The sequence below is a fragment of the Micromonospora reichwaldensis genome (assembly GCF_031845925.1).
Classification (GTDB): domain Bacteria; phylum Actinomycetota; class Actinomycetes; order Mycobacteriales; family Micromonosporaceae; genus Micromonospora; species Micromonospora reichwaldensis.
In genome coordinates, this window is the sequence record NZ_JAVRFL010000049.1 from 16,273 (window position 1) to 31,577 (window position 15,305).

Genomic DNA, 15,305 nt, shown 5'->3' on the forward strand with positions numbered 1-15,305 from the left:
CAGTGAAGGCTCGTCTGGGCGCCGTGCTGTTCGGGATAGGCGTCTTGTGTCTTGTGCTCGCCGCGGGGGCGGCGTTCTTCGTGGCACCGACGGTGACGAAACTGCCGTACGACCTCAAGCTGTGCAACGCGGAGAACAAGCCGGAGGGATGCTTGAAGTCGAGCGTCGCGGTGGCGGAGAACGCCAAGTTCGTGCAGCTCAAGAAGGGTATTCCGCCGACGCTGCGGACCGGCACGCTGGAGGCCACCACCGAGGTGGCGCCGCAGGCGGGCACCACCGAGTCGGCGATGACCGGCGACCTGGAGGGCAAGGCGGTCGTCTGGGGCGCGTACGGCACGGTCAAGTGGGTCCAGACCGGCGAGGTGATCAGCCAGTACTCCGCGGAGCTGGCCCTGGACCGGCGCACCGCCGCGGCGGTCGGCTGGGACAAGCAGTTCCTCCAGGCCGACGGCCCGGAGGGGCCGAGCGAGGTCACCTTCGGCGGGCAGACCTACAAGTTCCCGTTCCACACCGAGCGCAAGGACTACGAGTACTTCGATCGTGACCTGCGCAAGGCGCTGCCGATCCGGTTCGACGGCACCGAGAAGATCAACGGCACGGAGGCGTACCGGTTCCAGCAGGTCATCGAGGAGACCGACCTGGGCATGGCGGCCGACCGGGTCGGCGCCCTGCTCGGGCCGCTCGCGCCGGGAGCGACCAGCGGCAAGGTCATGTACAGCAACACCCGCACCATCTGGGTCGAGCCGGTCAGCGGCAACTTCGTCAAGGTCCGTGAGCAGCAGAAGAAGACGCTGGTACCGGACCAGGGCTCGCCCGTCGCGCTGCTGGACGCGGACTTCGTCTACACCGACCAGACCATCGCGAACAGCGTCGAGTCGGCCGGGAAGAACCGGGACAAGTTGCAGCTGATCGGGCGGACCATTCCGCTCGTGCTGACGGTCGTCGGCGCTCTTGCGCTGATCATCGGGCTCTGGCTGGTGCTGGCCGGACGTCGGGCCACCGCCGCCGCGCGGCACCGCGCCGCCGACGACGCCGACGCCGCCACGGCGCCCGCGCCGCGGACATCGTCCGAGCAGGTGACCTCCGGGGCGTCCGTGCGCGACGGCGAGGCCGGGCACCGGTAGCGGATGGTCGGCCGGCGTCCAGGTGTGGGCGTCGATCACCGGCAGCAGTTGACAGGCCGCCACCGTCGTCCCCGTCCGGGGGCGACCGTGGCGGCCTGTCGCGCAGGCGGGGCCTCGTCGTTACTGAACCGTAACCTGCTTCCCTGCTCGTCACGCACGGTTGCGTCCCAAGGGTGACGCGCCCGGTTTGCGGGATAATCATTGATCAATGTTGATGGAGTCAGGGGTTCGGGCGCGCTGGCTCGCTACTCCACGTGACCCTGGCTGCGGCGGTCGGCGACCCGGGCCTTGTGGCCTGCTCCTTCGCGCGGCATCATCGTCCCAGTTCCTACTCGCCGGTAACTGTGACGACCCGTGCGGGGCCGTCGCCGGTCGACCGGCGACCCGCGCGACATCCCTGAGGGGAGGAACCGTGCAGGACCGGTTCGACGACCAGGGCCGCCACCGGTGGCGGCGCTTCGCCGCGCTGCTGTCCGGCGTACGACGCACCTCCGTGACGGTCTCGGGCATCCGCAGCGCCACGCTCTTCTGACCTGAATTCCGGGACCGCGGCGGTCGTGCTCCGCGGGCCCGTTCCAGTTCCGTCCCCTCTGGCCCGCCAGGAGGCGTACGTGACGACCGACGATCCGCTGCCCGCGTGGCCCGGCCGGTTCCGCGAGGCGTGGCACGGCTTGCGCCGCTGGCGGCGGGTGCGACCGTTCCGGGGCGGCCTGCTGACCGTTCTGGAGATCTTCGGTACCACTCAGAGGTCGCTCGGCAGCCCCACCTTGTCCGCCGTGCCGTTGCCCGCCGAGCCAACGTCGGCGGAGGCTGCTGGGCCCGTCGAGCCGGTGCGGGCGGACGCCGAACTCGTGTCCGCCGCCGTCGCCCCCGCCGTGCCTACCGTCGCCGTGCCGGCCGGCACGAGGCCTGCCAATGCCATGCCGGCGGCCGAGTCGATGCAGTGCGACGCCAGGCCGCGCGACCTCCGCCCGTACGTGGTGCTGCCGGTGCTGCTCGGCCTTGCCGCCGCCATGGCGCTCGCCGCAACCGGCCCCACGCCGGTGCGCGCCGTGGCGCCGCCGACTCCCGCCTGCCCCACCACAGCTCCCGGACAGGGCGGAACGCAGCCGGCCCCGAGCGGCACACCGGGCGGAACGCGACCCGCGCCGAGCGGGACGCCGGGCGCGACGCCGGCCCCGAGCGGCACACCGGGCGGAACGCGACCCGCGCCGAGCGGCACGCCGGGCGCGTTGCCGGCCCCGGCCGGGACGCCGGGCGCGACGCCGTCCCCGACCGCCCCCGGCCCGTTCCCGTCGACGGGCGGCGGACGCGACGCCGCCCGCGACATCCTCGACGGCATCGGTGACCTCGTCGATCGCGGCCGGCACGACGAGGAGGTGGCCCGCCGGGCGACACCGTCGACCGCGCCGAGCGTCCGTCCCACGGCCGCGCCGAGCGTCCGTCCCACGGCCGCGCCGAGCGTCCGTCCCACGGCCACGGCCACAGGTCGGCCGGCGGCTCCCGGCCGGGGGTGCGCCCCGGCCAGCCCGAAGCCGAGCCGACCCGGGCAGGTGGTGGCGGGCAGACCGCTGCCCCGGATCGCCGCTGACCCTGGGCAGCCGGTGGTGGCGGCGGTCCCGTCGAAGCTCACCGGTTCCAAGGTGACCATGGACGGGCTGCGGTTCGAGGGCGTCGTCGACCTGCCCACCGCCGACGGCAGCCTGAAGGCGCTGAAGTTCACCATGGACCGCGCGGTCACCGACGATTTCCTGCTCCGTGCGCCCGCGCCGGGCGGCCGGACGATGCGGTTCGCCACGGACCGGCTGACGGTGCAGGGGGACGTCGCCTTCTACGCCACCCGGTTCGTCGGGCGGCTGGTCGGCGTCAGGATCACGCTGACCCCGGACCTGCCGTTCCCCGACGGCCTGCCGATCACGTCACCTGTTCCGATCACCTTCACCGAGCCGGCCATGGAACTGGCGTTCGTCAACAGCGACACGCTGACCGCCCGGCCGGCGTTGAAGCTGACCCTCTCCTGACCTCACTCCACCACCACCGACGGTGCGGGGCCGGTGTCCGCCGGCCCCGCACCGCCGACCTCAGAGGCGGGCGAGCGCCTTGCGCAGCGGGTCGAGCCCCAGCGAACCGAGGTCGAGCGCCTGCCGGTGGAACTCCTTCAGGTCGAAGTCGGCGCCCTTGCGGGCCTTCGCCTCGTCACGGGCCTGGATCCAGATCCGCTCGCCCACCTTGTAGGAGGGGGCCTGCCCCGGCCAGCCGAGGTAGCGGTTCAGCTCGAAACGCAGGTTCTCCTCCGGCACCCGGCAGTGCGCCCGCATGAACTCCCAGCCCAGCTCCGGCGTCCAGCGCTCGCCGGGGTGGAAGCCGAACGGGTTGCCCTTCGGGATCTCCAACTCCAGGTGCATGCCGATGTCGACGATCACCCGGGCGGCCCGGAACGCCTGGCCGTCGAGCATGCCGAGCTTGTCGCCCGGGTCCTCCAGGTAACCCAGCTCGTCCATCAGCCGCTCCGCGTAGAGCGCCCAGCCCTCGCCGTGCCCGGAGACCCAGCAGAGCAGCCGCTGCCACCGGTTGAGCAGCTCGGCCCGGACGGCGGTCTGGGCGACCTGGAGGTGGTGACCCGGCACGCCCTCGTGGAAGACGGTGGTCACCTCGCGCCAGGTGGAGAAGTCGGTGACGCCCTGCGGCACCGCCCACCACATCCGCCCCGGGCGGGAGAAGTCCTCGCTCGGGCCGGTGTAGTAGATCGCGCCGTCGCTGGTCGGGGCGAGGCAGCACTCGATGCGGCGTACCTGCTCCGGGATGTCGAAGTGGGTGCCGTGCAGGTCGCCGATGGCCTTGTCGGCGAGCGCCTGCATCCAGTCCCGGAACGCCTCCTTGCCCCGGATCGTCCGGGCCGGGTCGGCGTCCAGCGCCTCGACCGCCTCGTCGATGGTGGCGCCGGGGCCGACGATCCGGCCGGCCACCGCGCGCATGTCGGCCTCCAACCGGGCCAGTTCCTCGAACCCCCAGGCGTACGTCTCGTCGAGGTCGACCCTGGCGCCGAGGAAGTACTGCGAGGCCAGCTCGTAGCGCTCGCGACCCGCGGCCTGCTTCTCCCGACCGAGCGGGGCCAGCTCGGTGCGGAGGAACTGGCCGAACTCGGCCGTCGCCGCGGTGGCCGCCGCCGCGCCCCGACGCAGCTCGGCGCCGAGGGTGCCGTCGGCGCCCAGCCGCTCGACCAGCCCGTGGAAGAAGTTGTCGCCGTCCGGGTCGACCCAGATGTCGCACTGCTTGGCGACCTCGACGAGCTGGACCCGGGCGCTGACGTGGCCGGCGGCGGCCGCCTCGCGCAGCGTCGCCTTGTAGCCCTCCAGGGTGCTCGCGAAGCGGTTGAGCCGGGCCGCCACGTGGGCCTTGGCGTCGTCGCCCTCGGTCGGCATCAGGTCGAAGACCATGCGGACCTCGTGCAGGCCGCTGGAGATCACGTTGACCTCGCTGCTCGCCTCGCCGGCGTCGTAGCGGGCGAGGTCGAGGCCGAGCCGCTCCTGCATGGCATCCTTGGCGGTCCGCTCCGCCTCCGACTCCGGCTCGGTCACCTCCAGGTCGGCCAGCGTCCGCCGGATCAGCTCCGCGCGGGCCGTGTACCCGTCGGGCGACAGGTCGTCGAGCTGGTCGTCGTAGCCGGCGATGCCGACGTAGGTGGCGCCGATCGGGCTCAGCGGCGCCCACTCGGCCACGTAGCGGTTCGCGAGGTCATCGATTCGTCCCACGCTGCGACCCTACGTGAGGGCACCGTCAAGTTGTCGAACGCGTTCTGCGTGTTCAGGGCAGCAGGTCCGCAGGGTCGACGTCGATCGGGAACGGCAGGTCGGCCGAGAGCCGACCACCGCCGACCGCCCTGGCGACGGTGTCGTAACGCCGTACCTGCCGAGGGTGAAGAACTCGTCGGGCGGTTCCTGTGGTGGTCGACACGGCGTCCGAAAGTCGCGGGACTTCGTCGTACGGCTGCGGCAGAGTGTCAGGGGTGACAGTGGATTCCACTCCTGACCGGGCGGCGCTGCGGAGCTGGCTGCCCGGGTTCCTGGCGCTGGCCGCCATCTGGGGCTCCAGCTTCCTGTTCATCAAGATCGGCATCGGGGAGCTGCATCCACTGCACCTCACCCTCTACCGGGTCGCCGCCGGCGCGGTGACCCTGCTGCTGGTGCTCGCCGTGCTCCGCGACCGCCTGCCCGCCGAGCCCCGGGTGTGGGCGCACCTGACCGTGGCCGCCGCGTTCGGCGTCGCCGTGCCGTTCACCCTCTTCGGCTACGGCGAGCAGCGCGTCGAGTCGATGCTCGCGGGCATCTGGAACGCCACCACCCCGCTCATCGTGCTGCCGCTGGCCGTACTGGTGTTCCGCACCGAGCGGCTCACCACGCGCCGGGCGGTCGGGATGGCGCTGGGCTTCGCCGGGGTGCTGGTGGTGCTCGGGGTCTGGCAGGGGGTGGGCGGGGCGCACTTCACCGGGCAGCTCATGTGCCTGGGCGCGGCCGCCTGCTACGGGGTCGCCATCCCGTACCAGAAGAAGTTCGTCGCGGGCAGCGCGCACTCCGGGCTCTCGCTCTCGGCGGCGCAGCTCCTGGTCGCGACCGCCCAGCTCGCGGTCGTCGCGCCGTTGGTTGCCGGAGCGCCGCCCGCCCCGGCCGGTCTCTCGGCCGAGGTGCTCGCCAGCGTGCTCGCGCTCGGTGCGCTCGGCACCGGCCTCGCCTTCGTCATCAACCTGCGCAACATCCGGGTCGCCGGGGCGAGCACCGCCTCCACCGTGACCTACCTGGTGCCGGTGTTCGCGGTGCTGATCGGTGCCCTGGCCCTCGACGAGCGGCTCACCTGGCACCAGCCGGTGGGCGCGCTCATCGTGCTGTCCGGCGTCGCCGTCTCGCAGGGCCTGATCGGCCGCCGCCGGCCCGCGCCCGCTGGCCTCACCGAGCCGTCCGCGCCCGCCGGCGTGATCGAGTCGACCACGGCCGACGCCGCAGCCGTCGCGCAGGCCGCTGCCGTCGCCGCGCAGGCCGCTGCCGTCGCGCAGGCCGGCGTCGCCGCGCAGGCCGCGCCGTCCGTGCCGGCTGCCCGCCGCTGAGCGATCCCGCCCGTCGCCCGCCCGCCCGTCGCCCGCCCGTCGCCCGCCCGTCGCTCGTCGCCCGGCCGTCGCCCGCCCGCCCGTCGCCCGCCCGTCGCCCGCCCGTCGCCCGGCCTTCGCCCGTCGCCCGGCCGTCGCCCGGCCGCCCGTCGCCCGTCGCCGCCTGCCGCCCGGCGCCTCGGCGGACGGGTGGAACACCATGGGTGTCAACGCCCGCCTTTGACAGCCATGGTGTTCCACCCGTGAACGTGGCGGGACATGCCGTGGGCCGGCGACCTTCAGAAGCGGCGCGGCCCGTCGCCGCACGCGCCGCCGCTTCGCACCTGACCGGGCGCGGTCACCGCTCCGCCGCCCGTCAGTGACGGCCGGGGGCGCGCGCGTGGGGCTGGGGCGCGCGTGGGGCCGGGGCGCGTGTGGGGCCGGGGCTCGTGTGACGGCCGGGTGCGCGTGTGAAAGGCCGGGCCGCCTGTGAGGGCTGGGGCGCGTGTGGGGCCGGGGCGCTGTGAGGGCCGGGTCGCTTGTGAGGGCCGGGACGCGTGTGAAGGCGAGGCCCGTGTGGGGTCGGGCCGCCGGGGACGGCCGGGCCGCTTGTGATGGCCGCACCCGGCGACCACCGGAGTGATGCGGTCTCATGGACGGGGCAGCTCGACAGCGTCCGTGGTGCCATCCCCTTGGTCGCCGGCGGGTTGCCGGCGAGAGCCCGGCCCGCCAGGTCGAGCAGCCCGGTCGAGCAGCCAGGACCTCAGCGGGCGGAGCGGGCCCAGCCGACCAGCCGGTCGGCGTCCCAGGTGTTGACCACCCGGTCGGCGGGCACCCCGCACAGGGCGGCGCGCTCGCAGCCGAACCGCTGCCAGTCGAGCTGCCCGGGGGCGTGCGCGTCGGTGTTGACGGCGAAGTCGCAGCCCGCCTCCAGCGCCCGGCGGATCAGCCGCTTCGGCGGGTCCTGCCGCTCCGGCCGCGAGTTGATCTCGACGGCCACCCCGTGCTCGGCGCAGGCGGCGAAGACGGCGTCGGCGTCGAAGTCGCTCTCCGCCCGGGTACGCGGCCGGTGCGCCCGGTCGCCCGGCCCCTTCACCCCGGGGGGCCGGGACGACACCATCCGCCCGGTGCAGTGGCCGAGGATGTCCAGGTGCGGGTTGGCGATGGCGGTCAGCATCCGCCGGGTCATCTTCGCCCGGTCGTCGTTCAGGCCGCTGTGCACCGAGCCGACCACCACGTCGAGGCGGGCCAGCAGCTCCTCGTCCTGGTCGAGCGACCCGTCGGCGAGGATGTCCACCTCGATGCCGGTCAGGATCCGGAAGCCCTCCGGCAGCGCCTCGTTGACCTTCGCCACGTGGTCGAGTTGCCTGCGCAGCCGGTCGGCGGTCAGGCCCCGGGCCACCTTCAGTCGGGGCGAGTGGTCGGTCAGCACCACGTACTCGTGGCCCAGCTCGACCGCCGCGAGCGCCATCTCCTCGATGGGTGAGCCGCCGTCGGACCAGTCGGAGTGGGTGTGGCAGTCACCGCGCAGCGCGGTACGCAACGCGGTGGCCGCCTCGTCCAGGTCCGTGCCCTCGGTGGCGAGCAGTCGACGCAGGTAGACCGGCTCCTCGCCGGCGAGCGACTCGGCCACGCAGCGGGCGGTGACGTCGCCGACCCCGGACAGCTCGGTGAGCTTGCCGGTGCGGGCCCGCTCGGCCAGTTCCCTCCCCGGCAGCGCGCCGAGGGCCGTGGCCGCCGAGCGGAACGCCCGGACCCGGTAGGTCGCCTCGTTCGCCCGCTCCAGGAGGAAGGCGATCCGGCGCAGGTCGGCGATGGGGTCCCGGGCGCTCATGCCATGGAAAATACGCCTCCGCGCCGCCGGTCGCGGGACGACCGACGGCGCGGAGGGCCATGGAATCAGCGGAGGGCCACGGAATCAGGAGTGCGGCAGCTTCACCAGCGACCTGTCGCCGATGCCGAGGGTGGTCGGGTTGTTCCCGATCGCCGACCAGACCTCCACCCGCACGGTGCCGTTCGACAGGTTGCCGAGGGTGCCGGTGGCGGAGTGCAGGCCGCTCTGCTGGGTGTAGCGCTCGTACCCGGGAACCGGGTCGGTGGCGAAGTAGCGGTACGTCTCCACCCGCTCCCAGCTGCCGTTGCCGGTCAGGTCGTAGGAGACCCGCACCTGCACCCCGTTGCCGACCGCGTTGCCGGCGTCGAGGAACAGGTCGAACGTGGTCTGCCCGCCGCCGTACGCCAGATCCAGGCCCGTGGCGGTGAACACCTGCGGGTTGGTCGGCGTGCCGTCGCGGTTCGCGCCGCCCGCACCGGCCACCGTGACGGTCGCCGGGCTGCCGGCCGCGGCCAGCCCGCCACCCGGCAGCAGGTACCGGGTGGGGAAGTCCGACGACGGCGGCGGGGTGGTGGGCGGCGGGGTGGTCGGCGGGGCCGTGGTGGGCGGGGGCGTCGTCGGCGGGGTGGTCGTGGGCGGCGTCGTGCCGCTGACCCCGCCGGTCGCGGTGCCGCCGCTCCAGGTGTACGCCCCGCTGGTGGCCGTCTTCCCGGCGGGCACGGCGAGCCGGGTGCCGTCGGAGAACGTGACCGTCAGCGGCGCGGCGGTGATGTTGCTCGCCACGTAGGTGCGCGCGCCGTTGCGCTGGAACACCGCCGCCAGCGGGTGGTTGGCCGTGACCGGGGTGTGCACCGTCCCGAGGGCCGCGAGGTTGCGGATCCAGTGGAAGGTGTGCGCCCGGCTCTCGCCCTCCTCCGGCGTGTACCCGGGGTTCGCGCGGAGCTTCGCGAGCGCCGCGTCCGGGTCGCCGAGCGCCAGGAACTGCCAGAGGATGTCCTGCCACACCGTCGGTTCGCCGCCGTTGTTGCGCACCAGCTCCTGGTAGTTGGCGCGGTTGGACGCCGGGTACTGCCCGAGGTAGAGGTGCCCGCCCGTGACCGGGAGCATGTTGATGCCCTGGATCATCTCCGGGTCGGCGCTGAACCAGGTGGCGTACGCGCCGCCGTCGCCCCAGACCATGCCGACCGTGGAGTGCCCGAACGCCGCCGGGTAGTTCTCGTTCGTCACGTCGAACCAGTACTCGTGGATCGCCGCGGCCTGGGTGGTGTGGATGAAGATGCCGGCGTCGCGTACGGCGGTGTTGCCGGTGGCCTGCCCCCACTGGATGAGGGCGTTGGCGAAGTTCATCCCCTCGGACGAGGACTCCTGGTTGTTGCCGGCGTTGAACGAGCCGTGCCCGGCCGCCCAGTCGTGCCCGGCGTAGATGTCGAAGTCGCGCAGGTACGGGAAGCGGTTGTCGGTGCGGTCGTAGTTGTTCGCGTCCCGGATCAGCAGGTCGATCATGCCGCCGTACTGGTCCTGCCGGGCCCAGGCCGGGTCGAACTTGGCCAGGGTGGCGGCGGCGGCGATGTAGTAGCCGTAGTGGAAGTGGTGGTCGTTGAGTTCCTGGTCGGAGCCGTAGGAGGCCGGGTAGCCGATCAGGGTTCCCCAGTTGCGGTCGTAGTGGAAGACGCCCTCGGTCTCCCCGGGCGTGGCGGTGAGCCAGTCGTTGAGGGTGCCCCGGATGGCGTTCAGCGCGGCGGTACGCGTCTCGGCGTCCCCGACCTGGTCGGCGATCTCGGCGATCCGGGCGGCCCGGCCCAGGCCCTTGCCCGTCCAGTAGGTGTCACTGCCGCGCTGGTCCATCGGGTTGCCCCGGACGGCCGCGAGATGGTTGCGCAGCGTCGTCAGGTCCGCCCCGGTGCCGGTGGCGACGGCGGGGACCTCCGGCAGTACGCCGTTGAACTTCATCGAGGTGCGGAACGCGTCGACGCCGGTGAGCACCTTCATCCGGCCGCGCGCCGACGGGTAGGTGAGCGCCAGCGGGGTGGCGCCGGTCAGCGACCGCCACTGGTGCGGGTAGAGGCTGACGACCGTCCGGTTCGCCGTGCCCTCCCGGGCGGTCGTGGTGAAGGCGTACGTGGTGTTGACGGTGCTGGTCGCCTGGTCGTAGGCGTACGAGACCCGGGTGCCGGTGACGTGGGCGTGGGCGTACCGCCCGTAGGTGGTGGCCAGTTCGGCGCGGGACGCGGCGTCGGTGCCCGGCGTGGTGGGCAGCAGGGCGACCGAGAAGTAGCCCTTGCCGGCCAGGGTGGAGGTGATCCGTCCACCGTTGACGGACCAGGTGGCGCCGGTGGGCGCGTACGCGACGTAGTCGTGCCCCCGGACGGTGAAGCCGATCGTGGCGCCGCTGTTCGACCAGACCGTGGGGCTGCCGCCGGTGGCGTTGACCAGGGCGTCGCCGCCGCTGGTGCGGAAGTACGCGAACGGCAGGCCGTGGCCGATGGTGGCGCGCATGGTCCGGGCGCCGTCGGTCCAGTGCGGGGTGACCGTCCAGTCGGTCCAGCCGTCGACCTTGACGACCGGGGCACCCAGCCCCGCGATGCCGACCCGGATGTCCTCGGCGTACGTGTACTTGAACTCGCCGACGCCGGTCGCGGTGCCGGTGATCGTGGGGGTGGAGGTGGCCGAGAGGCCGAGGCCGTCGCCGGACGGCTGGTAGGAGACCGGGTGTGCGTGCAGCGGCTCGCTGTAGGAGCAGTTGGTCCGCTTCCACAGCAGCGACGACCACCAGTCGTTGGTGGGGATCGGCCCGGCGGGCGCGTCGGCGGTGGCGAACTGCCGGGGGTTGGTGGTCATGTCTCCGCAGCCGGTGGGCAGGGGGCCCACGCGGTCGGTGGTGTAGCTGCCGGCGCCGACGGTGGCGGCCTGGGCGGGGGTGGTGGTCACGACGGCGAGGCCGCCGAGGGCGAGGGCCAGGGCGGAGGTGGCCGCCACGGCCCAGGTGCGGCGTGTCGCAGGAGGTGTCACTGTGCCTCCGGTCAGGGAGCGCCGGTCGGGGACGGGCGCGTTCTGCGAGCGAATTGTGTGGAAAGTGGTCTCAGAGAGCGCTCTCTTGCTGCGGGACGCTAGCTCAGGGCCGAGACTTCCGTCAATGTTTCCCAGGGATGAAGCGCTGATGACGACAAACCGGAACGGGTCGTCAGGCGGTCGGCGGCGCCTTCGGGCAGCCGTGCCGGCGGTGCCAGGCGGCCACCTCGGCGGCCGGCTCCTTGTTGCCCTTGCGCCGCCACGAGTTCAGGTACGGCCCCGGCCAGACCACGCCCCGGCGGATCCACCAGCCGTCCCGGCCCGTGCACGGCGGGGAGATGCCGAAGTGCAGGTGGCACACGTTGTTGGCGTTCCCGGTCCGGCCCACCTCGCCGAGCCGCTGCCCGGCGCGCACCCGCACCCCGGCGTCGATGCCGTCGGCGACGCGGCGCAGGTGCGAGCCGTAGTAGCGCACCCCGTCGTCGCCGAGCAGCGACACCGACAGCCCGCCGTTGTGCGGCCCCCGCGGCCCGCGCCTGTCGAACCGGTCGACCCGGCTGACCTCGAGGAGGACGCCGTCGGTCACCGCCACGACCGGTTCGCCGCAGTCGGCGAAGATGTCCGTCCCCGGGTAGGCCGAGTGGGTCGGGTGGTAGGCGACGTTCGCCGCGCGTACCGGAAAGACGTGCGGCAGCCCGGCGCGGGTCGACGCGGTCGACGCGGTCGACGCGGTCGACGGGCCGGTCGGGACGGCGGCGCCGGTCGGGGTGGGAGCGCCGGTCGGGGTGACGGCCGGCGCGGGCTGCCCGGCCGTCGCCGGCAGGCTCGGCCGGGGCGCGCCGGGCGTCGTCCCGGGCCGCGTCGTCGCGCAGCCGGCGGCCAGCACCGGCACCAGCACCAGCAGGAGCGGGTACGCCGGACGCGCGCGGCGTCCGATCGTCGGCGAGGGCATCCGGTCATCCTCGCAGAGTCGGTACGGTGGTGGAGGCGCGCGGCAGAAGGGGAGGGGTCGATGACGACCGGACGGTACGCCTTCCCGCCCGAGCCGGACGCCGGGTTCCGGCCGGCGCCACGGGTCCCCTCGGGGCTCTTCCCGTCCGCGCCGCCGTCCCAGCCCACCTACCGCGAACCGCACCCGGTCACCGGCGCGGGCGTCGCGTCCGGCGCCGCCGTGGCGACCGTCTGGCTGCTCCTGTTCGGCCTGCTCGGCCGCAGCGTGCCCGGGTACGCCTGGTGGACGTTGCTGGCCGGCGGCCTGGCCTGGCTGGCTGCGCTGCTGCTGGTCCGCGCGGGCGACCGGGGGGTGGCCACCGGGGTCGCGATCGTCACCGCCGGCGGGTGGAGCATCGCCGCCGCCATCGTGACGGTGCGGTGGGTGTCGAGCGGGGACTGGCCGCTCTGGTGAGCCCGGTCCGGCCCGTCCCGCCCGGGCCGCGACCCGCCGGCGGCACCCGTTCCGGCGGGCCCGTGGCTGCGCTGCGTCGCGGGCCGGCTGCGCAGCGAATCCCGCCTTGACGTGGCCGCCCGAACTCGGCACCCTCGGCGTTATGGCCTGGACCACTCCGCGGCTCGATCCCGAGCGCAGCCGCCGTCGCCAGCAGCTCCTCGCCGAGTTGGCGGGCGCCCGGGCGGTACGCCAGCGCGTACGGCCGCAGCGGGTGCGCAGTGAGCGCCTGCGGGAGCTGATCGCCACCCGCCGCCGGGTCGCCGGCTGACGACCGGCAGACTTTCCCCAGGATTGACCGGCCCTTCGGGGCGTTGACCGGTCGCCTGCCGACCCGACCGGCTAACGTGCACGCGTAACGGGTCGGCCTGCCGAGGCTCTTTTGGGGGAACCGTGTCGTACTTCGCTGCGGCCGTCGTACGTGACGACAGCGGTTGGACGGCCGCCGAGGTGAACCTGCGGGGGGTCACCGACATCGAGGACGTCGCCGACCGGCTACGCGACGTCGACTCCGACGCCGACCTGTCGCTGCTCTTCGTCGAGGCCGACGACACGTACCTGGTGGTCATGCGCCTGGACGAGGGGGAGGACCTGCGGGTCTTCGGCTCCGACTCGGCCTACGCGGAGGAGTCCCGGCTGGGCGCCCTGCTGGTCGGGGACCTGAAGACCTCGGTGACCGGGCTCGACGACACCGACGAACCGCGCCCGTCCGGCCGCGGCGACGACGACACCGAGCAGCCCGCCGTCGACCCCGAGGCCGACCCGGTCGGCGAGGCGGACCTCCTGGCCGACCTGGGCATCCCCGCGCAGAAGCTGCTCAACCTCTGCGCGCAGGAGGGCATGATGCCGGCCGACGTCACCGCCGAGGTGTGCCAGGTGCTCGGCTGCGCCGACGAGGTCGAGGAACTGCGTGAGGTCTGAGCCGTCCGGGCCCGGCCGGGCCGGTACGGGCGGCGCCGAGCCGGCCGACGCGACCGATCCGGCGCTGGGCACCGTACGTCCCGGTCAGCCGACCCCGGGCGCGGCGGGCCGGGTCGGGCCCGGCGCCCACGAGGGGCTGGCCGAGCCGGACGGCGCCGGCCGGCGGCAGCGGCACGAGCTGTGGATGCGGCGGGCCCTGGCGGTCGCCGTGACCGGCCCCGACAGCCCCGCAGACACCGGCCCCGACGCCGCCGACGACATCCCGGTCGGCGCCGTGCTCTACGGGCCGGACGGCGCCGAACTGGCGATCGGGCGCAACGAGCGGGAGCTGACCGGCGACCCGACCGCGCACGCCGAGGTGCTGGCGCTGCGCCGGGCCGCCGGACGGCTCGGCCGCTGGCGGCTCGACGGCTGCACCCTGGTCGTCACCCTGGAACCCTGCACGATGTGCGCGGGCGCGCTGGTGCTGGCCCGGGTGTCCACCGTGGTCTTCGGCGCATGGGAGCCCAAGACCGGGGCCGGCGGGTCGCTGTGGGACGTGCTGCGCGACCGCCGGCTCAACCACCGGCCGGAGGTCTACGGCGGCATCCTGGAGTCGGAGAGCGCCGCGATCCTGCGCGCCTTCTTCCGGGTGTAAGGAAGGGCACCTTCTTAACGTCTGCGGTATAGGAAGGGCCCCTTCCTAACCCCTCGGGCGGGCCGCCCGTGCCAGGGCGGGCCGGGGTGCCGAGGCTCAGGCGCCGGCCGGGGCGGGCCGGAGCAGGGTCGCGGCGACCGCACGGGCGGTGTCGGTCCAGGGGGCGGGCCGCAGGGTCGCCGGGTCGACCCGGACGATCGACCGCTGGCCCTCCGCGTGCACGATGCGTCCGTCGACCGAGTGGAACCGGTAGGCGTACCGGGCGCTGCTGGTGCCGAACTGGTCGAGCCAGAAGTGCACCGCCACGGGGCCGGTCCCGGTGACCGGGGCCCGGTAGGTGATGGTGAACTCGCGTACGGCGTGGAACACGTCCGGTGCGCTCTGCTGGCCGGCCTGGAACGCGACACCGTGGTCCGCCCAGTACCCGGTCAGGGCCCGTTCGAGCAGCACCGCGTACCGGGCGTTGTGCAGCAGGCCGAACGCGTCGAGGTCGTCGAAGTGCACCGCGACGTGCGCGACGTGACCGAATTCGACGGCGGGCTGGTCGACGATGGCGTGGCTCATGAGATGCCTTCCGGTAGCAGGGTCGGATCGGGGCACAGTGCCCGCAGGCGGTTCAGCAGGCCCTGGCGGGCGTGCCGGTAGGCGGTGTCGGGGTCCAGCAGCCGGGAGCGCATCGCGGCGGTGATCCCGAGCGCGTCGATCTCGTACGCCAGCTGCGCGACGTCCACGTCGGCGGGCAGCTCGCCGACGGCGACCGCCTCGCGGACGAGCTGTTCGAGGAACGCGGTCCAGCGGCCGAACACCTCGGCGAGCCGGTCCCGGACCGGGCCGGGACGCGCGTTGTACTCGAAGTCGGCGCTGGCGAAGAAGCAGCCGCCGGGGAGCACCCGGGCGGCGAAGAAGTCGATCCGGGCCTGGTGCAGCGCCCAGAGCCGCCGTACGCCCCGGGGGGCGCGCAGGGCCGGCTCGATGACCCGTTCGCGCTGCTGCTCGACCGCCCGGTCGACCGTGGCGAGCTGGAGCGCCTCCTTGGAACCCCAGTGCGCGAAGAGGCCGGACTTGCTGACGCCGAGCGCGTCGGCGAGCTGGGCGAGGGAGAGCCCGTGCAGGCCGACCTCGGTGGCGAGGACCACGGCGGCGTCCAGCGCGGCGGTGCGGGTCCGGTCGCCCCGCGCGACGCGTCCGTCGACTGTCATGGGCTGAGGCTAATGAAAAAGCACGACCGTTCGTATAGTTTCTCGGCGTGACCGTGGTCA

At 73.9% G+C, this 15,305-nt stretch carries 13 protein-coding genes; 7 read left to right on the forward strand and 6 right to left on the reverse strand.

Translation table 11 applies throughout. From position 1 onward, the window contains the following. The first annotated feature begins 2 nt into the window (after positions 1 to 2). Both RM555_RS28275 and RM555_RS28280 read left to right on the forward strand, forming a co-directional pair. The gene (locus RM555_RS28275; RefSeq protein WP_311414577.1) at positions 3 to 1,124 is read left to right on the forward strand and encodes a DUF3068 domain-containing protein; all 1,122 of its coding nucleotides are present in this window, start codon (positions 3 to 5) and stop codon (positions 1,122 to 1,124) included. 611 nt (positions 1,125 to 1,735) lie between these two features. Then, positions 1,736 to 3,145, forward strand: a complete 1,410-nt coding sequence (locus tag RM555_RS28280) for a hypothetical protein (protein ID WP_311414578.1) — start codon at positions 1,736 to 1,738, stop codon at positions 3,143 to 3,145. 60 nt (positions 3,146 to 3,205) lie between these two features. Here RM555_RS28280 and RM555_RS28285 read toward each other — a convergent pair whose 3' ends face one another. Then, positions 3,206 to 4,876 (reverse strand): DUF885 domain-containing protein, encoded by a 1,671-nt coding sequence (locus RM555_RS28285; protein ID WP_311414579.1) that lies wholly within the window; start codon positions 4,874 to 4,876, stop codon positions 3,206 to 3,208. A gap of 254 nt (positions 4,877 to 5,130) precedes the next feature. Between RM555_RS28285 and RM555_RS28290 the strand changes: the two genes are divergently transcribed. After that, a complete protein-coding gene (locus RM555_RS28290) occupies positions 5,131 to 6,222 on the forward strand; it encodes a DMT family transporter (RefSeq protein ID WP_311414580.1) in 1,092 nt (363 codons plus the stop codon). A gap of 742 nt (positions 6,223 to 6,964) precedes the next feature. On the opposite strand, the gene RM555_RS28295 is transcribed toward RM555_RS28290, so the two are convergent. The 3 genes from RM555_RS28295 to RM555_RS28305 all read right to left on the reverse strand — a co-directional run bounded on the left by RM555_RS28295 (position 6,965) and on the right by RM555_RS28305 (position 11,996). After that, on the reverse strand, positions 6,965 to 8,035 hold the full coding sequence (locus RM555_RS28295; RefSeq protein WP_311414581.1) for a PHP domain-containing protein: 1,071 nt from the start codon (positions 8,033 to 8,035) through the stop codon (positions 6,965 to 6,967). Positions 8,036 to 8,119: 84 nt separating this feature from the next. Further along, entirely contained in the window at positions 8,120 to 11,044 is a 2,925-nt protein-coding gene (locus tag RM555_RS28300; RefSeq protein WP_311414582.1) for a glycosyl hydrolase, read from the reverse strand. 172 nt (positions 11,045 to 11,216) lie between these two features. Beyond that, positions 11,217 to 11,996 (reverse strand): M23 family metallopeptidase, encoded by a 780-nt coding sequence (locus RM555_RS28305; protein WP_311414583.1) that lies wholly within the window; start codon positions 11,994 to 11,996, stop codon positions 11,217 to 11,219. Between the two features lie 60 nt (positions 11,997 to 12,056). Between RM555_RS28305 and RM555_RS28310 the strand changes: the two genes are divergently transcribed. The 4 genes from RM555_RS28310 to RM555_RS28325 all read left to right on the forward strand — a co-directional run bounded on the left by RM555_RS28310 (position 12,057) and on the right by RM555_RS28325 (position 14,046). Continuing rightward, positions 12,057 to 12,449, forward strand: a complete 393-nt coding sequence (locus RM555_RS28310) for a hypothetical protein (RefSeq protein ID WP_311414584.1) — start codon at positions 12,057 to 12,059, stop codon at positions 12,447 to 12,449. Positions 12,450 to 12,591: 142 nt separating this feature from the next. Further along, a complete protein-coding gene (locus tag RM555_RS28315) occupies positions 12,592 to 12,759 on the forward strand; it encodes a hypothetical protein (protein WP_165947875.1) in 168 nt (55 codons plus the stop codon). Between the two features lie 122 nt (positions 12,760 to 12,881). After that, positions 12,882 to 13,409: a tRNA adenosine deaminase-associated protein gene (locus RM555_RS28320; protein ID WP_311414585.1), complete on the forward strand. Its 528-nt coding sequence runs from the start codon at positions 12,882 to 12,884 to the stop codon at positions 13,407 to 13,409. 184 nt (positions 13,410 to 13,593) lie between these two features. Further along, on the forward strand, positions 13,594 to 14,046 hold the full coding sequence (locus tag RM555_RS28325; RefSeq protein WP_311414597.1) for a nucleoside deaminase: 453 nt from the start codon (positions 13,594 to 13,596) through the stop codon (positions 14,044 to 14,046). A 96-nt stretch (positions 14,047 to 14,142) separates the two neighbouring features. Here the strand turns inward: RM555_RS28325 and RM555_RS28330 are convergent, their stop codons facing one another. Together RM555_RS28330 and RM555_RS28335 are read right to left on the reverse strand one after the other, a co-directional pair. Further along, complete coding sequence (locus RM555_RS28330; protein WP_311414586.1) at positions 14,143 to 14,610, reverse strand: acyl-CoA thioesterase; 468 nt, start codon at positions 14,608 to 14,610, stop codon at positions 14,143 to 14,145. Next, entirely contained in the window at positions 14,607 to 15,245 is a 639-nt protein-coding gene (locus tag RM555_RS28335) for a TetR/AcrR family transcriptional regulator (protein WP_311414587.1), read from the reverse strand. The genes RM555_RS28330 and RM555_RS28335 overlap by 4 nt, the downstream gene beginning before the upstream one ends. Positions 15,246 to 15,305 lie beyond the last annotated feature (60 nt).

Excerpts from the sequence above, each read along its gene's own strand:
- RM555_RS28295 (WP_311414581.1), bottom strand. The coding sequence starts at position 8,035 with ATGAGCGCCCGGGACCCCATCGCCGACCTGCGCCGGATCGCCTTCCTC.
- RM555_RS28305 (WP_311414583.1), bottom strand. The coding sequence starts at position 11,996 with ATGCCCTCGCCGACGATCGGACGCCGCGCGCGTCCGGCGTACCCGCTC.
- RM555_RS28310 (WP_311414584.1), top strand. The coding sequence starts at position 12,057 with ATGACGACCGGACGGTACGCCTTCCCGCCCGAGCCGGACGCCGGGTTC.
- RM555_RS28315 (WP_165947875.1), top strand. The coding sequence starts at position 12,592 with ATGGCCTGGACCACTCCGCGGCTCGATCCCGAGCGCAGCCGCCGTCGC.
- RM555_RS28325 (WP_311414597.1), top strand. The coding sequence starts at position 13,594 with ATGCGGCGGGCCCTGGCGGTCGCCGTGACCGGCCCCGACAGCCCCGCA.
- RM555_RS28330 (WP_311414586.1), bottom strand. The coding sequence starts at position 14,610 with ATGAGCCACGCCATCGTCGACCAGCCCGCCGTCGAATTCGGTCACGTC.
- RM555_RS28335 (WP_311414587.1), bottom strand. The coding sequence starts at position 15,245 with ATGACAGTCGACGGACGCGTCGCGCGGGGCGACCGGACCCGCACCGCC.